This window comes from Reichenbachiella carrageenanivorans (assembly GCF_025639805.1).
Lineage (GTDB): Bacteria > Bacteroidota > Bacteroidia > Cytophagales > Cyclobacteriaceae > Reichenbachiella > Reichenbachiella carrageenanivorans.
On the sequence record NZ_CP106735.1, the window covers coordinates 2,637,504 to 2,661,870 of the forward strand.

The 24,367-nt window shown below is 40.5% G+C and carries 18 protein-coding genes; 15 read left to right on the forward strand and 3 right to left on the reverse strand.

Annotation, left to right across the window (positions count from 1 at the left end):
• Positions 1–13: 13 nt before the first annotated feature.
• The 4 genes from prfB to N7E81_RS19500 all read left to right on the forward strand — a co-directional run bounded on the left by prfB (position 14) and on the right by N7E81_RS19500 (position 4,734).
• A protein-coding gene (prfB, locus tag N7E81_RS10395) for a peptide chain release factor 2 (protein WP_263049526.1) occupies positions 14–1,106 on the forward strand; the annotation gives its coding sequence in 2 pieces (ribosomal slippage) (positions 14–73 and positions 75–1,106; 1,092 coding nt in all).
• Positions 1,107–1,988 (forward strand): Ppx/GppA phosphatase family protein, encoded by an 882-nt coding sequence (locus tag N7E81_RS10400; RefSeq protein ID WP_263049527.1) that lies wholly within the window; start codon positions 1,107–1,109, stop codon positions 1,986–1,988.
• A gap of 20 nt (positions 1,989–2,008) precedes the next feature.
• On the forward strand, positions 2,009–3,337 hold the full coding sequence (locus tag N7E81_RS10405; RefSeq protein ID WP_263049528.1) for a YihY/virulence factor BrkB family protein: 1,329 nt from the start codon (positions 2,009–2,011) through the stop codon (positions 3,335–3,337).
• A 77-nt stretch (positions 3,338–3,414) separates the two neighbouring features.
• Positions 3,415–4,734: a thrombospondin type 3 repeat-containing protein gene (locus tag N7E81_RS19500; RefSeq protein ID WP_263049529.1), complete on the forward strand. Its 1,320-nt coding sequence runs from the start codon at positions 3,415–3,417 to the stop codon at positions 4,732–4,734.
• Positions 4,735–4,816: 82 nt separating this feature from the next.
• Here N7E81_RS19500 and N7E81_RS10415 read toward each other — a convergent pair whose 3' ends face one another.
• Positions 4,817–5,314, reverse strand: coding sequence for a DUF4442 domain-containing protein (locus tag N7E81_RS10415; RefSeq protein WP_263049530.1), 498 nt, complete (start codon positions 5,312–5,314; stop codon positions 4,817–4,819).
• Between the two features lie 415 nt (positions 5,315–5,729).
• Here N7E81_RS10415 and N7E81_RS10420 point away from each other — a divergent pair, with 415 nt between their 5' ends.
• From N7E81_RS10420 to N7E81_RS10465, 10 genes are all read left to right on the forward strand, one after another.
• On the forward strand, positions 5,730–6,443 hold the full coding sequence (locus tag N7E81_RS10420) for a hypothetical protein (protein ID WP_263049531.1): 714 nt from the start codon (positions 5,730–5,732) through the stop codon (positions 6,441–6,443).
• Positions 6,444–6,645: 202 nt separating this feature from the next.
• Positions 6,646–7,620 (forward strand): hypothetical protein, encoded by a 975-nt coding sequence (locus N7E81_RS10425; RefSeq protein WP_263049532.1) that lies wholly within the window; start codon positions 6,646–6,648, stop codon positions 7,618–7,620.
• Between the two features lie 184 nt (positions 7,621–7,804).
• Entirely contained in the window at positions 7,805–9,034 is a 1,230-nt protein-coding gene (locus N7E81_RS10430) for a glycosyltransferase (protein WP_263049533.1), read from the forward strand.
• A gap of 156 nt (positions 9,035–9,190) precedes the next feature.
• Positions 9,191–9,661, forward strand: a complete 471-nt coding sequence (locus N7E81_RS10435) for a Crp/Fnr family transcriptional regulator (RefSeq protein WP_263049534.1) — start codon at positions 9,191–9,193, stop codon at positions 9,659–9,661.
• A 97-nt stretch (positions 9,662–9,758) separates the two neighbouring features.
• A complete protein-coding gene (locus N7E81_RS10440) occupies positions 9,759–10,136 on the forward strand; it encodes a DoxX family protein (protein ID WP_263049535.1) in 378 nt (125 codons plus the stop codon).
• A gap of 36 nt (positions 10,137–10,172) precedes the next feature.
• Entirely contained in the window at positions 10,173–10,295 is a 123-nt protein-coding gene (locus N7E81_RS10445) for a hypothetical protein (RefSeq protein WP_263049536.1), read from the forward strand.
• A 207-nt stretch (positions 10,296–10,502) separates the two neighbouring features.
• Entirely contained in the window at positions 10,503–13,064 is a 2,562-nt protein-coding gene (locus N7E81_RS10450) for an AAA domain-containing protein (protein ID WP_263049537.1), read from the forward strand.
• A gap of 100 nt (positions 13,065–13,164) precedes the next feature.
• Positions 13,165–13,674 carry a hypothetical protein gene (locus tag N7E81_RS10455; RefSeq protein WP_263049538.1) on the forward strand — a complete coding sequence of 170 codons (510 nt, stop codon included), beginning with the start codon at positions 13,165–13,167 and terminating at the stop codon, positions 13,672–13,674.
• A gap of 192 nt (positions 13,675–13,866) precedes the next feature.
• Positions 13,867–16,386: an ATP-binding response regulator gene (locus N7E81_RS10460; RefSeq protein WP_263049539.1), complete on the forward strand. Its 2,520-nt coding sequence runs from the start codon at positions 13,867–13,869 to the stop codon at positions 16,384–16,386.
• Between the two features lie 150 nt (positions 16,387–16,536).
• Positions 16,537–17,985, forward strand: coding sequence for a glycosyltransferase (locus tag N7E81_RS10465; RefSeq protein ID WP_263049540.1), 1,449 nt, complete (start codon positions 16,537–16,539; stop codon positions 17,983–17,985).
• A gap of 53 nt (positions 17,986–18,038) precedes the next feature.
• Here the strand turns inward: N7E81_RS10465 and N7E81_RS10470 are convergent, their stop codons facing one another.
• Both N7E81_RS10470 and N7E81_RS10475 read right to left on the reverse strand, forming a co-directional pair.
• Entirely contained in the window at positions 18,039–19,409 is a 1,371-nt protein-coding gene (locus N7E81_RS10470) for a sigma-54-dependent transcriptional regulator (RefSeq protein WP_263049541.1), read from the reverse strand.
• A gap of 222 nt (positions 19,410–19,631) precedes the next feature.
• Entirely contained in the window at positions 19,632–21,647 is a 2,016-nt protein-coding gene (locus N7E81_RS10475; protein ID WP_263049542.1) for an OmpA family protein, read from the reverse strand.
• Between the two features lie 220 nt (positions 21,648–21,867).
• Here N7E81_RS10475 and lon point away from each other — a divergent pair, with 220 nt between their 5' ends.
• Positions 21,868–24,342: an endopeptidase La gene (lon, locus tag N7E81_RS10480; protein ID WP_263049543.1), complete on the forward strand. Its 2,475-nt coding sequence runs from the start codon at positions 21,868–21,870 to the stop codon at positions 24,340–24,342.
• Positions 24,343–24,367: the final 25 nt, after the last annotated feature.

Here is a 24,367-nt window from a genome sequence, read left to right on the forward strand (position 1 = left end):
CAAACGAAATTCAATGACATCAGATCAATTGAAAGAAGCAAGGGCCCGAGTGAGTGATCTCCGGGGCTATCTTTGACTACGATACAAAAGTAAGAGAGGTTGAAGAGGAAGAATCCATAACTACACAAGCAGATTTTTGGAATGATCCCAAGCAGGCAGAGGCCATGCTCAAGCAAATCAAAGCCAAGAAAATTTGGACAGACGGTTTTGAAAGGGTAAACAGCCAGTTGGAAGACCTAGAAACACTCTACGAATTTTATGAAGCCGATGAGGTGGAAATGTCCGAAGTAGATGGAGAGTACAAAGAATTTATAGTAGCGCTAGAAGAACTCGAATTTAAGCGCATGCTCAATGGTGAAGAAGATCAGCTAGGAGCAGTGATGGAAATCAACCCAGGCGCCGGCGGAACAGAGAGCCAGGACTGGGCATCTATTCTGATGCGGATGTATATCATGTGGGGTGAGAAAAATGGCTTCAATGTGAAGCAGCTCAACTATCAAGCAGGTGAAACCGCAGGTCTCAAATCAGCTACGTTGGAGTTTGATGGGCCGTTTGGTTACGGCTATCTCAAGTCCGAAATAGGCGTGCACCGGTTGGTTAGAATCTCCCCGTTCGATTCGGGAGGGAGAAGACATACATCGTTTGTATCTGTCTATGTGTACCCGATCGTGGACGATACCATCGAAATCGAAATTTCTCCAGGAGACATCGAATGGCAGACTTCTAGGTCTGGCGGTGCTGGCGGGCAGAATGTAAACAAGGTGGAAACGAAAGTGCAGCTTACTCACAAGCCTTCAGGGATTGTGATTGTGTGTTCGATCGAACGTTCGCAGCTTGCCAACAAAGAGCACGCCATGAAAATGCTGAAGTCTCGTCTATATCAGATTGAAGTAGACAAGCGCAACGAAAAGCGAGATGAGATAGAAAGCAGTAAAATGAAAATCGACTTTGGAAGTCAAATTAGAAATTACGTATTACACCCCTATAAATTGATCAAGGATGCTCGCACAGGTGTGGAGCGGACAGATGTGCAGAATGTGTTGGATGGTGATTTGGAGGATTACATCAAGGCTTTTTTAATGGGTCAGGGATTAGAAACCGATTAAATGATATTAGCAGCCATTGATATTGGTTCGAATGCCGTCAGGCTTCAAATCAATCGACCAATCACCTACAATGGGGTGACCATCTTCAAGAAACTTCAATACATCCGTTTCCCGTTGAGACTGGGATCGGATGTATTTGAAAATAATCAAATTGGGGATCAAAAATTCAGAGAATTCATCACACTCATGCGCGCATTTAAGGCCATGATAGACCTGTATAAGGTGGATGAATACTATGCCTGTGCTACTTCAGCGATGCGTGAAGCCGAAAATGGTAATGCTCTAATACAAGCCGTAAAAGCGGCTTGTGATTTGGATATCAATATCATTAGTGGAGACCTAGAGGCCGAGTTGATCAATCGAGTAATTGCCTTCAATTTGGTCGAAGATCAGCAATATCTGCATATTGATGTAGGGGGAGGTAGTACAGAGCTTACGCTCTACAGAGGAGAAGTCAAAAATGTATCTAAATCTTTTCCGATCGGAACGGTCCGGCTACTTAAGCATTCTGAGCGCGTAGGTACTTGGGATGAAATGCTCCAATGGATCATCGATCACAAAGGCAAGGTGGGACATTTGATAGCTATAGGTACTGGAGGTAACATTCGTAAGCTTTACGAATTGACCAACAAAGAGAAGGGTAAATACATTGGGATACAGAAGCTGGAAGAGGAACTCGAAATATTGAAAAACATGCCTTATGAAGAGCGTGTGGTCAATCTACAGCTCAACGAAGACCGTGCCGACGTAATTATCCCCGCCTCAGAAATTTATATTTCTATTATGAAAAAGGCTGGTGCACGCAAGATCATGGTGCCCGATGTAGGGCTCAAAGATGGTATTATCAGCTATCTTTATGACAAGAACCAAGTGTCCTCATAAAGCAATCTTCAGTTTTCCTCATGGATATTTCTACCAAGATCAAAGCCGTTTCTGAATTTATCAAAATAGACATCTGGCGCAGTACAGATCGTACCGGATGGAAGGGGTTCAGGTTGCGTGTGCTTAAAATCTTGGTTATTACCGCTCAGGAGTTCAAAAAAGACAAAATTGTACTCCAAGCCTCAGCGCTTACCTACCTTACCATTCTGTCGATCGTGCCCGTAGTGGCCATGCTTATTGGGATATCCAAAGGCTTTGGGATCGAAAAATTGATCCGATCGGAGTTAGACAAGATTTTCTTTGGGCAGGAAGTGGTCAGAGAAACCATCTTTGAGTTTGCACAAAACATGCTCAACAATAACAAAGGGGATTTGATCATTGGGATCTCCATAGTGGTGTTGTTTTTTACTGTGATGAAACTGCTCAACAACATAGAGGAGGTATTCAATAGCATCTGGGGCAAGCTCAAAGGGAGAAATATCATTCGAAAATTCACGGATTATCTAGCCATCATCGTGATCTCTCCAGTACTGATCATACTATCTAGTGGCGTGACGATATTCGTACAAAACCAATTGCAACTCATTGGTAGAGGGGTGCAGATGGAGTCGGTAGTTTCCCCTTTGGCGGCCTTCTTTGTGCAGTTGTCTTCTTACGTGCTGATTTGGCTGCTGTTTACGATGATTTACGTGATCATGCCCAATACCAAAGTGAAAATAGGGTATGGACTGATCGCTGGGGTGATCGCTGGTACACTCTTTCAGTTGCTGCAGAAGGGCTTCATTACCTTTTCATTTTTGATGGGCAATTATGGAGCGGTATATGGTGGATTGGCTGTACTGCCTTTGTTCTTTATTTTCTGTCAGTTGAGCTGGGTGATCGTCTGTATAGGAGGGGAGCTGTCTTATGCAATTCAAAAGGTGGATGAGTACATTCCAGATGAGAAAGAGGTAAAATTTAGCATGTCCGAAAAAAATAAGATCGCACTAGTGATCGTACATACCATCGTAAAAGCTTTTGAAAACGATGAAGAACCATGGACGAAAAAGCGTCTGGCTATTTGTTTAGAAATCCCACATCGATTTGTCAGCAATACGGTAAATAGACTGGTGAGTGCGGGAATTTTGTCGAGAAGTCTGAGTGTACATGGAGGAAACTATATGTACTTGCCCGCCCTTGATATTAATAAAATTGACATCAATTTGGTGTTGAGGAAACTAGAAGAAGATGGAGAACGCAACCTACACCGCTCCAAAGTCAAAACCCTTCCTGTCATAGAAGAGTCCCTCAAGGCACTGTATGCGGATTTGTCGAAGTCCAAAGACAATAAATGCCTAAAAGACATTTGATGACATTGATATTTTAAAATTCATTGTTGAAATAGTTATATTTGCTAGCCAGCAGCAGATTTTAAAACTAAGGAACAATGAAGCACTCCTCTAAACTCTCTCTGCGAAGAAGCATATATATTATATGCTTGTCGCTAATTGTACAATCATGTTTTTTTCAAAAAGATGAAGAGCCTCCCGATGATGACGGTGATGGAATCGAAAATGCAGTAGACAATTGCCCTGGACTACCCAATCCCGATCAGGCTGATGCCAATGAAGATGGTATCGGAGATGCTTGTGAAGGTGACATGGACGAAGATGGGGTGTTGGACTATCTGGACAATTGCCCTGAAACCGCCAATGAAGACCAGGCCGATTTTGATGGAGACGGTATCGGAGATCTCTGTGATGAGACTACGGTCACCGAAGACCAAGTCAATATCCAAAGCGCGCTAGATATTACTTTCAACAACATCAGGAATCTCAAAAATGGAGATGGTTTGGATGTGGTATTAGAAGATCTGATGGGATTTTCTAATGGAGAAATGGATGAAGAATTATGGGTAGATGCTTTGACGGCCAAACTAGGTGAGGCCCTAGGTTTAGACGAAGAAGGTGAGCAGGGTATCGACCTGAACCAAATGGGAGGGGTTTATACGTTCAAAAAGTCGGATAGTACCTGGATCAAAAACAGCTCCTCTACGAGTGTACTCGAATTGAAATTTCCGACGGCACAGAACAAGACAACAGCCAATGGGCAATTGCTACTCGAAAACTACAAGGATCAGACGCAGAGCCAAGCGGTAGGGGAGGAAAGTTATAAACTGCCTACGACTTTAGATCTGAGCCTGAGTGTGGATGGGGAGAAGGCTGTAGGTATTTCCCTAAAGGAGATAGTCTATGGATCGGGGAGCTGGCCGATACCCCGTAAAGCAGATGTGGAGTTATTCATAGCACCCCATTCCCTGCATTTGGTGATCGATAGCGAATCGGATACGAAGTACGATGTGGATCTGGATATATCTACCGAGGATGGTGATTCTTTTGGTGTCGGCATAGAGGTGGAGCTGGCTCACAATGATTTTGAAAATATCGTGTTCGAAGAGGATATCAAAAAGCTTAAGGCTGAGATACGTTTGCAACACCTCACCATCGTGTCGGTGTCGGATCTAGCAGCTTTGATTGCTTTAGAAGACCCTACAGAAGCGCAAATCAATGAATTATTGGATTTGGATATTTTGATCAACGATATGAAAGTAGCAGATGTGAAGTTTAGCGAAAGCGAAGAGATCTTGTATCTCGTATTCAAAGACGATAGTAGCGAAGATGCATTCAATTATTTCGAGGACTTCTTCAACGATGTGCTCGCCATGGTAGAGGACTATACAGGAGATCTTTTTGCCGAAGAAGAATAATTTCTTTTCCTGACTAGGAAGAGCGGTGGCTATGACTGAAAAGACATAGTCACCGTTTTTTTTATACTCTATAAGTATAGGTTTATTTCTGCTTGCGTTGTTTAAACGACCATGTGAAGTGAAATACAGCCACTACGGTGCCGTCGGCTGTTTTGCCTTCGGTTCTTAATTTTACCGTTTCTGATTCGCCAGAGGAAAGGCACTTGGCCACGGCATCAAATACTTTTTGCCCTTCGCTGCAGGTAAAGTCTACCCTAGAATTGGCCCGCTTGATAAACTCCCCATCCATGCCTACGATGATCAGCGCCACGCTGGGTTTGATGCCTTCTATAGCCATCAGTGCCAAGGCGCCAGTGGATAGTTCGGCAGTCATGGCCATCACCGCAAAATACATGGATCGAAAGGGATTTTGATTGAGCCAGCGATGGGCTACTGTGGTGGTGGCGTGATCGGCAGTAAGGGCGATGGCTTTCATGCCAGCGATCCACCCCATGGGGAGTTTGGTCAGTAAGAATAACCTGAAAAGCCAGACGTTGAGCATACGCTTTTTGAAGCGCTCTTGTAGGGGAGATAAGTTCATCGTATATGGGGTAAATGTCAATGGTATGTTTTTGTGAATCTAATCATTTTCAATCAGGATGGCCAATGGGATCGGTGAGGTCTCATCGCTGGTGCCTTGTCCTCAAGTCTCAGAATCTCATAAAATTTTTATTAAAACGTTGATTCGTTGGTTTTGCTGCGTGCCAGGGCTCGTTGTAGTATAGCTGATATTTGGAACTCAAATGACATGAGCTATTCTTGTTTAGCTGCTATTAGGTTATGAATAGCCAGATAGTTATTCTAATATTAATCTTTAATAAAAACATAAGGGATATATCAACCACTGGTGTGTTATATTCGGATGTTAGAGTTAACTAGATTATATTAATTTGTCTTTTTCCACCAAAATTTCGAAAGTAATTGAATCAGCGAAAATAGAGCTTATTCATCCCGTAATGGACTACATCAATGATGAGAATGAATATCGGAAATTTGTTTTCACCATTCTATTTAAGGTTACAAACGGATTGGAAACTGTAAATACTCTTTATAGTCAACTCAACAATAAACCACAATTTTCCGATACGATTTTCATCTCTTTAAGAGCACTCTTGGCAGATAAGATTACAATGGACTACCTACTCTTTAAATCTGATTTCAAGAACGAAAACGTACATGATAAGCTTGAGTGGTTAAAATATGACCACATTAAGTACACTCTAAATAATTTGAAGATTTTTAAATCTATATACGAAACTGATGACAAGAAAATACAAGAGAAGAGAGATGATTTAAAATCAGCGTTTCCAAATTATTTTGATTCAGGTGGCAATCTGAAAAAACAATATGACAAACTGCCAACTATTGGACATATGGCAAAAGAAATTATTGCGGGTACACCCAATAATTCAAAATTTCAATCACACCTAATCTTATCCTTTGAACATTATGATATTTATTCTAAATACGAACATCTAGGTCAGTTAACTCCATATCTAGTTTTTAGAGGGTATAAAGATCAAGAACAAGACTCCATATCAACTGAAATACAGAACTGCATAAAAATATTAGTAGATTTTATAGCAGACCTAATAACGGAATTCCATGAACCTGAATTTATTGAGCGTACTGACTACTGGACTAACATTAAAAAACTGACCTCAGATTAAAATAACTCTAACATGCTGTGATCAAATCATGGCGGTTCGGAGGTGAATGAAAGTTCTCTGTATTCTGGAAGCCCCGCATATCTCAGATTAGCTCTATGGAATCAAAAAGGAATAGCGCAAATCAGAGATTTGGCTATTTTGTTAAGGAAACATTATCTTCACCAAAAGCCACGATTGATACAGTGGCGATAGCAAGAATACGATGTACAATCCTGATAATAAGTACGAAATTGGAACTGAGTTTTTCTTGCTTTCATTTTTAGATCCATTTCAGATATTACATTCTGGTGATATCAAAGGATATATTGAAGAGCTAAAAGAAAACAACTCAAAAGATCAGAGCAATATTTATTTTATCCTTCGAAGACCAAAGATTTGCCTAATTCCTGAAAGTTTTAAAACACAAGGAACTTTGGTTTCAATGGATTTCGAAGTTTGGAATAAGCGAGATAGGCTAATTCTCACATCTCAGATGAACTTTCCAATGATGCAAGGTAAAATAAGTATGGAAAGTGAATATCCATTTACCAAATTCAAACTAGTAGACACTCAAGGAAATTCTATCTCGAGTAGACCCACTTCAATTATTGGCAACTCCAATCAAGAAATAGGGGAATTTCAATTCCTTTTGGATTATGAGATACTGTACATTGGTAAATCATATGGAACGGATGGGAATAGAAATTCCCTAGACAGACTAGTAAATCATGAAACCTATCAGCAGATTTTAACAGATTCTATGAACGACCACCCAGACAAAGAAGTCTTCGTTTTAATAGGAAACTTTGCTCAAAAGTATTTCATGGTGTCTTTGCCCTATGAACAATACCCAGAGAATGATAACGAAGAAATGCAGCAACATTTTTTCAATAATTCGGGGTTAAACATATCCGAAAGTCAACTTATCTCGGTTACAGAAGGGATGCTAATAAGGTATTTCAGCCCTGAGTACAATGAAAAATTCAAAGAAATTTTCCCTTCAAAATCTCATGTTTCTTATTCGAAGCTATTTGATATGAACGTAAGGGCTCTCGCCTTAGAAGTTATCACTGGTCATGAGCAAACTAATTTCTTCACCAATAAGACTGGGCGATTAAAAAAACACTTCCAGAACTTTGAATTAGTGAAAACTGATGGGCGATTCAATATTTTCGAAATAGACAATTACTCTTGCTAACATATGCTATGAATGAATGGGGTTTCATGGGTCAGGATATTTTCGTGGGGATTGTGAAGTCCGCCACAAGTTTTAAATTTAAATCAAGGTGTGGCTATGTGCGAGACGAGAGGTTAGTGCTTTCTAATCCCCACTCATTATAGCCGGGCGATATCTATGATTTTAAAAAGACGACCGTAAAAGAATGAAGATAGCGATATTGACACTTGGAACTCGTGGAGACGTTCAACCTTATGCGGTTTTGGGACAGGCACTCAAACAACATGGACATCAAGTAACTTTATCAACTGCCAAAAACTTTGAGCAACTTGTAAAATCTTATGACATTGACTTCGCCCCAGTAGAAGCAGACTTTCAAGAAATCTTAAACTCTGACGAAGGTAAAAAGATGATGAAAGGAAATCCTTTTGCTGTTAAGAGAAATCTAAATACTTGGGTTTATCCACTGATTACAAACTCGTTGACAGAGTTCTACAAATTAGCAACGGAAAGCGACATTGTCCTTTATCACGTAAAGACATTGGCGGACAGTTTTGCCGACCAATTTCCGCACAAAATGATTAGAGCTAATGTTTTGCCTATCGTTGAGCCGACAAGTGAATTTGCAAATCCTGCATTTAGTGGTTTGCCAATACCAAGTTTTCTGAACAAACTGACATACAAATTTTCCAACCTGAGCATTAAACTTTTATCAAAGCCCATCGGACAATTTAGAGCAAAGTTTGATTTACCTAAAAAGTTTTCAGTTCCGACAGTGAAGAATATTTACGGAATAAGTTCTCATTTTTTATCAGTTCCGCAAGACTTTCCAGCTCATCCAAAATTCAAGGGATTTTGGTTTGGGACTTCATCAACTGAACTTACAACAGACCTGACAGACTTCATCAATACAGGAGAACCACCATTGCTATTGACATTTGGAAGTATGCCTTTTAAGAGCAAATTTGATTTGCAGACAGCCATTGTTAAGCTAACAGAACAATTTGACATAAGAATAATTGTAGTTAAAGGTTGGGGACTTGACCAAACCGAACGACTTGAAAACAATCCCAAGATTAAAGTAATTTCTTCTGCACCTTATGAAAAGTTATTTCCATTGACAAAGGCAATTATTCATCACGGTGGTATTGGGACAACCGCAGAATGTTTGAGAGCAGGAAAACCATTTCTAATTTGCCCAATTCTTTACCCTATTGGCGACCAACAATTTTGGGGACAACACGCTTACAAAAAAGGACTTGCAGTTAAACCGACATCCATCAGTAAAATGACAGAAAAGATATTTTTGCAAAGTATAAATGACCTTTTGACAAACAAGCAACTTTATGACAATGCAAAACAGATACAAAAATCAATTAACAACGAAAACGGACTTGAAAAAGCGATTAACGAAATAGAAAAAAACCACAGCTAACAGCACCTACAAGAAATTGGCGATTCAGTGGTTAAATGAAGTTTTGTGCTTCGTATCAAGTGTAGTGCTGGCAGACAGTTTTGTGCTCCGAAATCGCCAACTTCTTGTAGGTGCAAAACGTTATATCAGAAAGTCAGACTTTGAGTCAAATATCAGATGAATAAAATCAATATAAAAAAGAAGCAAATCCTGCAAAGGAAAGGTAGCCTGCATAGTCAGGCATATATTGTAGAGTCTGGTTTACTCAGAAGTTATACCATTGATAAAAATGGGAAAGAACATATTTTTATGTTCGGCCCTGAGGGTTGGATAGTTACCGACTATGCTGCCGCAGATGAACCTTGCGATTTGTACATTGATGCCTTAGAAGATTCCGTGGTTATACAAATAAAAAAAAACACTGAGTTAGAAATCGATCACAAAAAAATCATCAAGCGAATAAGGGTGTTGCAAAGAAGAGTTATTATGCTCATGAGCGCATCTGCCATTGAACGCTACAACCACTTTGTTTCAACCTACCCTACTATTGTTCAAAGAGTACCTCAATACATGATTGCATCCTATCTGGGGATTACCCCCGAAGCATTGAGTGCGGCTAAAAGTCAGCACCTTAAGCATCTAAAATAGTACAATCCGCTTTTCTTAATCTACATTAATGCACAGGCATTTTTTTCCACTGATCTTTGTATCGTAAATAAATTATTAACGATTAAAATCAGAAGAAATGAATGTAATACTGTGGATAGTTCAAGGTCTATTGGCTCTCATGTTTTTAATGGCCGGAGCAATGAAGCTCAGCAAACCCAAAAAAGAGCTTCGCGAAAAACTAGGAGACTGGGTAGACCAATATTCCGACATAAGCATCAAGTTAATAGGCCTTGCAGAATTACTAGGAGCTATAGGGCTCATCCTGCCCATGGCTATGGGTTTCTTTCCAATACTAACCCCTCTAGCTGCAATTGGGCTGGCTATGACCATGGTTGGGGCTATGAAAGTTCACTATCAACGAAAAGAAAAAAGCAAGGTGATAACAAACATAGTTTTGATGTTGCTCGCCTTATTTGTGGTGATTGGAAGGCTATACCTAGTGCCAATTATATAGATAAATCTTAGAATTTGAACTCATAATCGGAAAATTATGAAAGATAAAATTTTAGCAATAGAAGCGCTGCAAATGCCTTGGCGTACAGAAGATCCCTTTTTGTTTGCTGTACATCATTTGGATTCTGTAATCAAATCATGGCTGTTTAGTGGTAGATGAAAGTTCTCTGCATTCTGGAAGCCACGCCATATCTCAGGTTAGCTCTACGGAATTGAAAAAGGGATAGGCTACGTGCCTCGGCACAAATCAGAGATTTGGCTATCTTGTAGCCGAAACTTAAACTGAATCACACGCCACGGATGATATGGAGGTTAGCGGTCACTTTAGAGGGTTTTCAGAGAAATCAGCAAAAATCATTATCGAAAAATGTCGCTTAAAAGAGAACTGATATACATTGACGAAAAAGACGAAACTGATAGAATTGCTGAGTATTCGTATCAAGGCGACAAAATAAGAATCGTTTTCAAAAACACGACCAAGGAGTTCTTATATGGCAGGGAGAGAGCAAGAATCGTGAGAACGGCTGTTAGCAGTGACAAAGCATTTAATGTTTTCAATTACCTAAAAGAAATCGCTGAAACAGTTGGTCTAAAAACAGAAGAAGGCAACAATATACTCGCAAGAAGTTATGACAGCATTGCTGCAATTCCCGAGGATTGTGTGCTTGAGGTTTTTTTAAACCATTCTTTATCTGCACCAAAAGGAAAAAGTACAAATCCGGGTTTTTTCCCTTTTGGCTTCAATCTAAGCCAACGAAAGGCCGTGAATACTGCCTTTTCCAATAAGCTAAGTGTAATTGAAGGCCCTCCAGGGACAGGCAAAACACAAACCATTTTGAACATCATTGCTAATGCCATTTTGAATGAGCAAAGTGTAGCAGTAGTTTCAAGTAATAACTCAGCTACCAAGAATGTTTATGAAAAGCTTGAGAAGAACGGGGTTGAATTTATTGCAGCACTTCTTGGAAATTCTCGAAACAAAAAGGAGTTCATTGATTCTCAAAAGGCAATTCCTGATTTGTCGGAATTCCATTTGGGTGATGAAGAAAAAACTAACTTGAAAGAAAAGGCAACAACGCTTATTGCTGAGCTCTCTGGAAATCTTCATAAGAAAAATGAGTTGGCTTTATTAAGACTTCAACTTGAAAATTTTGAAACAGAATACGAGCATTTCAAAGAAACTTATAAAGACAAAGCCAAGAAAGTAGTAGCCTTTAAAAGGGCAATTACAGTAGACAATATTCTTCAGCTTTGGATAAAACTTGAAGCCTTCGGTAATAGAAAAAGGAAAATCGGATTCATCAAAAGATTAATTTTTCGCTTGAAATACGGAATTAAGGATAAATCATTCTATACCAATTCACTTGGTGAAATGATTTACATCTGTCAGTCCAAGTATTATCCAACCAAGATTAGTGAACTGATAGAGAAAATAGGATCATTGGAAATCTCTTTAAGGTATTTTTCATTTAATAACAAAATGAAAGAATACACAGAAACGTCAATGCAACTTCTTAAAGCGGAGTTGTGTGAGCGATACAATAATCAAAAACGTGAACCATACACAATTCAAGAGCTTCGCATTAAGTCAGACAAATTCATCAAAGATTACCCTATCATAATGAGTACAACTTACTCATTACGACAAAGTTTATCAGACAATATTTCTTACGATTATGTAATCATTGACGAATCTTCACAAGTAGATTTAGCGACAGGCGCACTGGCTTTTTCATGCGCAAAACGAGCGGTAATTGTTGGCGATACTAAGCAACTGCCAAACGTCGTGGATGCTGACATGCAGGAGAAAACTAATATGGTTTTCAATTCATACGAACTGCAAGAACCTTATCGCTATTCAAATCACAGTTTGCTATCATCTCTCATTGAATTGTTTCCCAATGTTCCTAAGACACTATTAAGAGAACATTATAGGTGTCACCCCAAAATCATAGAATTCTGTAACAAGAAATTCTATGATAATCAACTTATTGTTCACACAAAATACTCAGAAAAACGCCAACCTCTTGTCGTTTATAAAACGGTTCAGGGAAATCACGCAAGAGAGCGAATGAATCAACGGCAAATAGACATTATAAAAAATGAAATCATTCCAAAAGAGGGACTTGAAAATGTGGATTTAGGTATTGTTACTCCATATCGCAATCAAACCAATGCATTGCAGATGGCATTTCAAGGAACTTCAATTAAGTCTGATACAGTAGATAAGTTTCAAGGCAGAGAAAATGAAGTCATAATACTTTCAACTGTTGATAATAATATTTCAGAATTTACGGATAATCCTAATCGCTTAAATGTAGCAGTTTCCAGAGCTATTGATCAATTGATCGTAGTTGTCAATGGAAATGACAATGAAAGCGACAACAACATTTCTGATTTAATAAAATACATTGAGTATAATAACTTCTCTATTGTTCAAAGTGAGTTAAGTTCAATTTTCGATTTGCTCTATAGAGGCTATGAAGAAGAACGATCAAAGATTCTTAGAAAATCAGGTAAGATTTCGGAGTTTGACAGTGAGAATTTAATGTTTGGTTTGATCAAACAAGTTTTAGCCGAAGACCAATTTCTGAAGTACGACACACTCCCACACTTTCCCTTAAGACAACTCTTTATGGATTTCTCGAGATTGAACGAACAAGAAGCAAAATACGCTTCAAACCCACTGACGCACTTAGACTTTTTGATATACAACAAGCTTAGTAAAGTTCCTGTACTCGGAATAGAAGTTGATGGCTTTAAATTTCATAAACGAGGAACTAAGCAAGCCGAAAGAGACAAACTGAAAGACCAAATATTGAAAGAGTACAACTTCCCAATCTTGCGCTTTAGAACAAATGAAAGCAACGAAAAGGAAAGATTGAGAAATAAAATAATTGAACTACAAACCCAGAAGGAATTGTGGTAAACCGCTAACAAATAATATAGCACATACCTCTATTGAGCTACTTGTAACTGAAATGCAAAACAGATAATCAATAGATAATCAGATTTAAAAACATAAGCCAATGGAAATTTTAAAAGTCGCCCAAGAGTGGGCCAAAGCGGAGGTTTTCTCTACACGATTCTTTATCATATTCGCTATTTTATTTTTAGCTGCAAGTGTAGGTTTTTGGCAACTCGGCAAAACCGAATTAGCCAAGGCTTATATTATCCCGATGCTGGTAGCAGGTTTATTACTTATGACAATAGGACTTGGTTTGTTTTTCACCAACAAGTCAAGAATCACCCAATTTGAAAAAGCGTACCATCAGGATGCTGCTGCTTTTGCAGACTCAGAAATCACTCGTGCCGAAGGTACTTTGAAAGAATACACGGTGGTTTTCAAGGTAGTCCCAACCATTATCGTTGTAGCGGCCTTATTGATTATTTTCATCAACACGCCAACTTGGCGAGCTATTGGTATCACTACGATTGCCATGATGATTATAATTTTATTGGTTGATGGTACGGCTCATGCCAGAATTGAAGCTTATTATAAGCAGTTGATCACTGTAGTAAGGCAAGGTGGCAACTAATGACTGTGAGTAAAATACAAATAACACGGTCTATATCCCATAGCGATTCAGTAGTAGACTCGGCCTTTTTTGCTTTCTGGTAGCACCGAAAAAAAACTCCATTTTTTTACATGAGATAAAAAAGGTATGATGAAAATCGGAGATTTTCCCTACTTTGAGTCACTTTAAACCGAGATAGTACTTTCAGTCCTTTTGAACAACTCTATTACCAAAATATGGATCATTATAGTCGTGCTTGCCCTTACCTATGGGTCGCTGATTTTTTGGGGGGCTAAGAGCTATAGGGATTCATCAGCGTCTATAGAGAGTATTATCAGACCTGATGAAGAGTCTAATGCGATCAATTTTTTGTACCGGTTTATAGTCCAGTCAGATCTTCATTTTAATAATTTTATTCTCACGGGCGACAGCTTACAGTGGCATTATTCGTTGGGGTATACCCAAGAGGTAGATAGCCTGCTGCTGCAGATGGAGCAGCATACAGGGGAGTATGTCCGAAACCACGAAAGCTTCGACACGCTAAAAGCCATCATTGCTAAAAAATCAAGGATCAATGCCATCTTGATCGAGCTTAAACAAAAGGAGAATTCTCATTTTTTCACAGAACAGGCGCTGATTAGAATCAAACGACAACTTTCAGATTCTGTATATGTAGATAAAGCGATTACCCGTAAAGGAGATCTAGTGGCGAAAAGGGATACCCTAGAGCATGTAGACGTAGTAAAAAATCCGGACAGCTACAAAGGGCTGAGTGGACTCTTTCGTAAGGTGTTTGGTAAGGAGCGCATTGAAATCGATACCATCATCACCTGGCAAGAGCAGATCAACTATGGTCTGGAGGTGTCGATAGACAGTAGCATCGTGAGAGACTACTATGTGGATACTACGCTGGCGTTGGTGAAGACCATACTGATAGATGTGCTAGATGAAGAAGTGCGTTTGCAAACCAAACTACATGCGACCGAGCTGGAACTCATTACCTACAATGAACTGCTTTTGAGGAATATTCGATCCTTGCTCAACGATATCGCGTTGGCCAATGAAAACAGAGTTCGTACGGAGCAGATACTGGCCAAGCAAAAGATAGAAAAGGCAAATACCCAATTTCTGATTATTGCTGGCGTCGGTATATGTATGGGGTTTGTATTGCTCTTTATCCTAAGCCGGGACATTACTCGAACTAATCTGTATCGAGGAAGGTTGGAAAAAGAAAAGGAGCGAGCCGAACAGTTGGCTGCCGCCAAAGAAATATTCTTGTCGAAAATGAGCCATGAAATTCGTACTCCGCTGCATAGTATTTCTGGGTTTACCCATCTGTTGGACAAAGAGATTATCAACGGAAAACAGCGAAAGTTTCTAAGTGGAATCAGCCACGCCAATCACTATCTCAATGAATTGATTAGCAATATTTTGGAACAGGCCAAGATCAATGCAGGTATATTCAAACAGGAAATGTCGAGTGTGTACATTCCGGATTTGTGCCATGAGATCAAGCTCCTTTTTAAACTCAGGATGGAGGAACAACTCAACCTGTTTGAATTGAACTATTCCCGAAATCTGAGTGCATACAGTGTATTGGTTGATGGTATAAAACTCAAGCAAGTGTTGATTAATTTGCTGAGCAATGCTTTCAAGTATACTACAGCGGGCAAAGTTTCATTGGAGTTTGAGCTTCTGCCATTGGAAGAAAATTATGAATTGAAGGTAGTGGTGGCAGATACAGGTATGGGTATTGCCCCTGAGGATCGCGAGACAATTTTTCAGCCTTTCAATCAAATATCTAATTTGCGCCCCGACAATGTGAGTGGTACTGGGCTTGGTCTTTCGATAAGCAAGCATATCGTGGAGCAGTTTGGGGGACATATGCACTTGGAGTCCGAAGTGGGCAAGGGTAGTGTTTTTACCCTTACTATCCCAGTCACCAGTAAGCGGTACGAAAAGCACACGGAAACGGTTGAAAGTAATGAAGGGGTATATTACCCCATCCGTGTGCTGGCTGTAGAAGATGACAAATGGAATGCGTATCTGTTGGAAAATTACCTTTCAGCACATCTCAATGAAATAAAATGGTGTAGTACGGCGCTAGATGCTTTGCAAATACTAAAAAGTACCTCCCATCACTATGACCTCATTCTGACCGATCTCAACTTGCCACAGATGGATGGTAGAACTTTCTTTCGCCAGATTTCAGACGATATTTCTATCCCTGTGATCGCTTTGTCTGCCAGCCTGGGTAAGGAAGATTATGATGCATTGATCCAGCTTGGATTTGCTCATGCGCTTGGCAAGCCATTCGATCAGAAAGATTTGCTAGATGCCATTGATGGGTTGTTTGAAAGTCAGCCGAGGCCAGAAAAACACAATCGGCAAGAAGGTCTAGAGATCGATTGGAGTGGTGTGGTTGGTTTTTTGGAGCATTCTTCAGTAGAGATACAAGTGTATTGTAGGGAGTTTACGTCCTCGTTTGAAAGCAAGGTAAAAACCTTTGAACAAGCGATTGATTCTGATTTGAAAGAGCTTGGGCGCATGGCACATCAGTTGAAATCTAATTGTGAGCAAATAGGTATCATGGAATTCAGCGAGGAGTTACACTCTATAGAGTTGTTTTCAGAAATGCGGAATAAATCTCGAGCTTACGAAGAAGCTAAAAACCTATTGCCTAAACTCACATCTATCCTTGCCAAGCTACAAAGTGACCTCATGTCAGATTGATTTACATGTAAATATTTCCCTCATACTGTGGTAAAATCCAACAGTTTGTAGGAAGGCTTTTGCCTAAAAAGGGGCTTTTCTGCATGCTGGGCGCATGGCATAGTAGTTGGCTATCACTTCCCAACTCTGTCACAAAACTTATTGTAGCTTATGAAAATCACACAATTACTCAATACCCCAGTAGGAATATTGAGCAGAAAAAATTTGATACAAAACACTGGCTTTCAGAAACAACACAATCTCTCCACTCCCAAAAGCCTGCTTCAAAAAATTGCAGGAGTGGTACTGACTCCATTAGATTATTTGGTCTTGTTCAGTACTTTTTTCCTCTTGTTTGGTGCTGTTTTTTTGGTGCACGAGTTTCAACCATATTTTGAACAAATCCATCTAGATAGGATGAATAGTGCATGGGGCAAGTCTTTTATCATGGTTTCGCTGGCCTTGTTGTCTTTTAGGCTGTTTTACATCATGTATATTTTCATCTTGCATAAGAAATACAAACCAGTGCCATCAGTTTCGGATGATGAGTTGCCCAAATGTACAGTGATTGTGCCTGCTTACAATGAAGGAAAATTGGTATGGAAAACCTTGAAAAGCCTAGCCGAAAGTGATTACCCAGAAGATCACTTGCAGCTGATTTGTATAGACGATGGCAGCAAAGATGACACTTGGGAATGGATGAAAAAAGCTAAAGAAGAGCTGGGTGATCGAGTGAGCATCTATCAACAACCCAAAAATATGGGCAAGCGCCATGCTTTGTATCGAGGGTTTAATCTGGCCACAGGGGAAGTGTTTATTACAGTGGATAGTGATTCGATTGTCAAAAAAAACACACTTAGAAATATGGTGAGCCCTTTGGTCGTCAATGAAAAATGTGGCGCAGTAGCGGGTAACGTGAGGGTGCTCAACAACAAGAGAGCCATGATACCCAAAATGTTAAATGTGAGTTTTGTGTTCAGTTTTGAGTTCGTTAGATCCGCTCAGAGTGTGTTGGGGTCTGTCCTCTGTACGCCAGGTGCATTGTCTGCTTATCGTAAGGAAGCTGTGATGAACTGCCTGCCAGATTGGATCAATCAGACTTTTATGGGACAACCCTCGGATATAGGGGAAGATAGAGCCATGACCAATATGATTTTGAAGCAGGGTTATGAAGTTCGATTCCAAAGTAATGCCTACGTATTGACAGACACGCCAGAAAAATACAACAGCCTCTACAAAATGTTTATCCGCTGGGAGCGCAGCAACGTGCGAGAAAACATCATGATGAGCAAATATGCTTTCAAAAATTTCCGAAAAGGACCAAAGGCAGGCACCAGGCTATTGCTTGTCGATCAATGGATCAAGGTCATTACGGCGTATCCCTTTCTGCTGTTGATGCTGTGTTTGATCATCATGCAGCCATTGCTATTTGTCTGCTCTACTTTGATGGGTATTTTGATTTTTTCATCTATTCCTGCCTTATTTTTTGCCAGACGACATTCTAAGTCGGAAGCGGTTTGGGCATACTCATATGGTATTTTTCATACGTTTGCCCTGTTTTGGATTACGCCATATGCGATCGCTACAGCCAGCAAAAAAGGTTGGCTGACCAGAGGATAGATAGATTTTCTGTAGGTGGTGGGATGACCTTGTCACCTACGGAATAGATAAGCCTAGCAGTCTATGCTATATTGTTTGATTTTGTAATACAGTGTAGAACGGTCGATGCTCAGGGCATTGGCTGCTTTGGTTTTATTGTATTTGTACTTTTCTAACGCATTTTCGATGAGTTGTTTTTCCTGTACTTGGCTGTGGTTTTTTATATTTAGTTCCTCTTGTAGTACCAAGTCGTTTGCTGGAGCGAGAGGCGTAGCTTGTTTTTTGCGGTGATCTTCCATCAGGCCTGTTGGCAAAGACTCAATAGTTATTTGATCACCTGTGGCGAGTAAAACGGCTCGCCGGATTATATTTTTCAATTCTCTCAAATTGCCAGGCCAGTGATAGGTTTGGAAAATGTCCCTAACCTCGGTTGAGATAGGTAATGGTGTTTTTTCGAGTTCGATACAGGCCTGTTTGATGAAAAACTGACAGAATTCATCCAAGTCATCTAGTCGGTCTTTCAATGGTGGTACGTTTAATTCAAACTCATTGAGACGGTGGTAGAGATCGTTTCTAAAAGTGTTCTCCTCTGTAGCACTGTCTAAATCTTCATTGGTGGCAGCGATCAGTCTGACATCAACTTTGATCTCTTGATTGTTACCCACCTTTTTTATGATGCCTTCTTGTATTGCTCTTAGTAGCAAGACTTGTACTTCATAAGGGAGGTTGCCCACTTCATCTAGAAACAGTGTGCCTCCATGCGCTTCTTCAAACAATCCCTTTTTGTCGATATGGGCACCAGTAAAAGCACCTTTGACATGGCCGAAAAGCTCACTGCCAGCCAGATCTACGGAGAGTGCGCCGCAGTCTACCGCTACGAATGGGCTGTTGTTTCTTCTGCTTAGTTTATGAATAGTCCTGGCAATATGTTCTTTTCCAGTGCCACTTTCACCAATCATCAATACACACATTTTGGTAGGAGCTACCATCGTTACATGTTTCCACAGCTGATTGGTATGGGTATTTTGTCCGATTATATATTCGCTTGAATCTATACTTTTCTGTAGGCTCCTTTCTTCCTGGGTGCCAGATTTGGCCATGGCTTGCTTGATGACTTTCAAGAGTTCATCCGGGTTGACAGGCTTGGTTACAAATTCATAAGCACCCAATTTGATAGAATCTACAGCTATCCGTATGTCGGCATAATTGGTGATCAAGATGACAGGCAATCCAGCGTAGCTGGATTTTATCTTTTTTATCAAGGCCAACCCGTCTAAGTCGGGGAGCTTGTAGTCGGCCAGTACCAGATCAAATTTGTCTTTGCTCAATTCTTCGAGGCCGCCTTTCGAGCTGTGTCTGGAGGTTATCATGAAGCCCTGTCGCTGGAGGTAATTGCTCACCAATTGATTGAAAGCAGGGTCATCATCTACCACTAATATTCTCATAACTTATATTAAATAATTTAATATTATTAAGCGCTTCGATCATTCAAAATTAGGCACAAATACTTTAGTAAAACAAAGATTGTCTGCTGTATAGCTATTTCTCCTGTTTAGGAAACGATACAAGAATAATAATGGTCTAAACTGATAAAGGAAGTTTGCGTTTTTTTCAATGACAGTAATAACTATCATTACGCGAAGTAGTTGTCTATTCGTTATTCTTTTTTACTCCTCAAACTGGCTTTCAATGTCTTGCTCTTTTTGAATGGCAGGTCGATAGATTTCAAACTCTACTCTGCGGTTTAGTTTTCGGTCTTCTACAGTCACTTCTTCTACGATGGGTTGGGTGCTACCATAGCCTTCGTTTTCTACACGGTTGGAGGCTACACCTCCAAAGATCACGATATAGTCGCGAATGGTCTGTGCTCGATCCTTGGATAGCTGAAGGTTGAGCTGATCCGAGCCATATTTATCTGTATGCCCCGAGATGCGTAGATAGAAATCTGGGTTGTCATACATAAAATTGATGATCTTATTGAGGTCTCCATACATCTCCACTTTCAGGTTGGCCTGTCCCGCATCAAATTCAATCGATTCAAATTTCACTTTACTAGCAATAGGCTCTGTCACTTCGTCAAACTGTGCAGGTCCATCGAGATAAAACATTTCCTCTATTCTAAAAAATTCATCTCCTTGTATGATCAAAAGGTAGTTTCTATGGTTGATCAAATCAAACTCAAAACTACCGTCGGGTTTGAGATACTTGGGTGCTACTGCTGTGCCTTCGTCTAAGTCTATCACCGACACGATACCCGTAAAAGGCTTACCCGTGAGAGAGTCTGTAAGTGATCCAGTGATTTTGGTAAGTGCTTCTGGTTGTGCTTCCATCGGGAGGGGAAAGGAGTAGAGGTCCAGTAGGTTAAGGTCTTGTGTTGCCGATCGGGCATAAAAAAGGTCTTTAGAGTCTGAGTCTATCGAGAAGTAAAATTCACTGCCTCTCCCGTTGACCAACGGACCGATGTTGATGGGTTCGCTCCACTGGTTGTCGTTGTGATATGACTTATAGATATCGAATTCTCCAAATTTAAACAGCTGCCCATTCGAGCTAAAAAATAAGACTTGATAATTGGGGTGGTAGAAGGGACTTACTTCATTTTGTCGGGTGTTGATCACAGGGCCTAGGTTTTGTGCAGGCATCCATTCTCCCTTGCCGTTTCGGTAAGTGAAATAAATATCAGATAGGCCGAATCCTCCAATCCGATCCGAGGCAAAGTACAGGGTGTCTTCTGTGTGAGACAAACTTGGATGAGAATCCCAGCTCACACTATTCACTGTAAAACCTAAATTTTCTATATCAGTCCACACGCTGTCTTCCCCGAGTTTAGCCATAAATAGATCGCAATTGCCCATAGACCCAGGCGATTCGCACCGAGAGAAGAAAAGTGTTTGGCCATCTTTCGAGATACAGGCCGATCCTTCGTTGTATCTTGTGTTGATTTCCCTCATTTCGGTGCTTAGATCCCAGTACCCGTCTACCTTTCGGGAAATGAACAAGTCCTCATTTTTTCGGTAACTCAGGTTTTGCAGCTGCTCATTACGCTTAGAGGTAAAGATCAGTGCTTGATTGTTCATGCCTAGCGTAGGAGCATAGTCTGCTTGGCGTGAATTGATTTTTCTTCCCATATTCAGCAAGACACCACGAGGTGGGCGGATGGTGTCTATGGCTTTGCGGTGTTCTACCAGTTTGTAGTAGTAGTCTAGCGGTACGAAATTATCCACCTCTTGTGTGTTGAGTGAGTCATAGTACAGCTCAATCTCTCGTATATCTATACGCTGGTGGTGGTGGCGAAGGGCGAGTTTGTAGAGCGAGCGAGCTTCTCCTTCTGTGCCATAGACTTCTGTCAATTTGGCTAGTCGCCAAATCCAGTATGTGTCTACATAAAAATTTCTAATGCCAAATTGCATCACATAATCTTGCAAAAGAGGATAGAGCTGAGCCCAGTTTTTCTCTTGCTCCAATTTCTGTATTCGATGCATCTTGCCCTTGTCGTAATATTCATTGACGACATTGATATTCTTGAAATTGTAAATGCTAAAATTTCCTTCTGTACCGAGGGTGTCTATCTGCAATAACGCATGGCTATCCTTCTTTTTCCCCAAAAACTGGGCGTGAGACGATGCCTGTGTTAGCACCAAAAGCGATAGCAAAAAGAAGATATTTTGGGATAAAAATTTAATCAATGAAAATTCCTTTTTTCGTTACATGCACATCAGCTATCTTAAGTTGTCATAGGATCGCGTCGCGTTTTTCAAATTTAGTGCAGACAACCGTGATAACGAATGAAAGCTGAAATTAAATATACTTACTTTGGCATACCGATTGTAATTAATGTAGCACTAAAGAATAGATCAGCTGTCTGCGTGCAATTGTGCCAATATGACAGCTTTGGATGAATAGTTTATGGAGTTGAATAATTTTTATAATTCTTATCTTTTTTCAGAATTGGGCGACGAAGAGGCAGAGGAGCTTATTCCTTTGGATTTGACAGGAGAGGATGACGAATTAGAAGCTGGCGAACTGCCAGATGACTTGCCAATTTTGCCTTTAAAAAATGCCGTATTGTTTCCTGGTGTTGTGATTCCGATCACAGTGGGTAGACAAAAATCTATCCGGCTGGTCAAAAAAGCCTATCGTACCAATAAAATTATCGGAGTAGCTGCACAGCTTAATTCTTCTGCGGAAGATCCAGGGGAAAAAGAAATATATAAAATAGGTACTGTTGCTAAGATTTTGAAAATGCTGGTATTGCCTGATGGTAATACTACGATCATTATCCAAGGCAAAAGCAGAATGGAAATTCAGCAAGTGGTGCAGGAGAATCCATACCTTACAGCCAAGGTAGATTTATTGACGGAGAATTTTGTAGAAGAGGAGACCAAAGAAACTGTAGCCATCATCTACTCGCTCAAAGATGCGGCGAAGAAGATATTGAAGCTTAACCCTGAGATTCCCAAAGAAGCGCAAGCCGCACTAGAAAATATCAACAGCTTTAAATTTTTGACTCACTTTCTGTGCTCTAATATCAACTCAGAGGTAAAAGACAAGCAGAAGTTGCTCGAAATCAACGATGGCAGCAAGCGTGCAGAGGCACTCTTGAAGTATATGTTGAAAGATATACAGGTGCTAGAGCTCAAGCATGAGATTCACGATAAAGTGAATACCGACATCGATCAGCAGCAACGTGATTATTATTTGCGTCAGCAAATGAAGGTATTGCAAGACGAACTGGGACAAGGAGGAGTAGAGCATGAGGTAGAAGAACTGCGAGTCAGAGGACTAAACAAGAAATGGTCTAAGGAAGTCGCCGAGCATTTTGAAAAAGAACTGACCAAAATAGAGCGCATGAATCCCATGGCAGCAGAATATCCTGTTGCGATGAATTATGCGGAGTTATTGGTAGATCTACCTTGGAACGAAATCTCTGAGGATAATTTCGATCTGAAAAGAGCTAAAAAAATACTAGACCAAGACCATTTTGGCTTGGAGAAAGTAAAGGATCGTATCATCGAGTATCTAGCGGTTCGTAAATTAAAGAACGATCTTAAAGGACCTATTTTGTGTTTGTTTGGCCCTCCTGGAGTAGGAAAAACCTCTCTAGGCAAGTCTATCGCCAAAGCACTAAACCGTGAATACGTACGTATGTCGCTGGGTGGCGTGCACGACGAGGCGGAGATCCGTGGGCATAGAAAAACCTACATTGGCGCCATGCCAGGCAAGGTGATTCAAAACATCAATAAGGCCAAATATTCAAATCCAGTTTTTGTGCTGGATGAGATAGATAAGGTGTCGTCTGACTTCAGAGGAGATCCTTCGTCTGCTTTGCTAGAGGTACTAGACCCAGAGCAAAATGAGACTTTCAAGGACAACTTCCTTGAGGTGGAATATGATTTATCTAAGGTGCTTTTTATCGCTACTGCCAATTCGTTGGACACGATCCAGCCAGCCTTGCGAGACAGAATGGAGATCATAGAGATCACAGGCTATACACTAGAGGAAAAGATTCAGATTGCTAAAAAGCACTTGCTACCTAAGCAGCTCAAAGAGCACGGCATGAAGTCTAGTCAGTTGTCTATGGATCAGAAGGCTTTCGCCAAGCTGGTGGATGATTACACCCGAGAGTCAGGGGTGAGAAATCTTGAACGTAAGGTGGGGGCTGTAGTGCGTGATGCAGCCAAATCTATTGCCATGGAAGACGATTATCAGAAAAAAGTAACACCAGACGAAATTCGTAGAATTTTGGGTGCGGAGGTTTTCGATAAAGAACTGTATCAAGACAACAAACATGCAGGGGTAGTGACAGGTTTGGCCTGGACATCTGTGGGTGGAGAGATCCTGTTTATAGAATCTAGTCTGAGCAGGGGCAAGGGTAAGTTGACCCTGTCTGGTCAGCTGGGTGATGTAATGAAAGAGTCTGCCATGACAGCACTTTCATATCTCAAGTCTAATGCGGATTCTCTTGGTTTGGATTATAGAGTGTTTGATAATTATGATCTGCACATTCACGTGCCAGCTGGTGCAGTGCCTAAGGATGGGCCTTCGGCAGGTATTACGATGCTCACATCGTTGGCTTCGGTTTTCACACAGCGCAAGGTGAAGCAGAAGCTAGCCATGACTGGCGAAATCACCCTTCGTGGGAAAGTGCTGCCCGTAGGTGGTATCAAGGAGAAAATTTTGGCAGCGAAGAGAGCCGGTATCAAGGAAATTATTCTTTGTCAGAAAAATAAGCGAGATATTGACGAAATAGATGAACGATATGTCAAGGATTTGAAGTTCCATTTTGCAGAGACCGTAGAGGAAGTATTGGCGGTGGCCTTGCTGCCACAAAAGGTGCAAAATGCCATCAAACTGGTGACTACAGAGCAGAAACCAGCTTAATCCACTTATCGAATAGGCCATATAT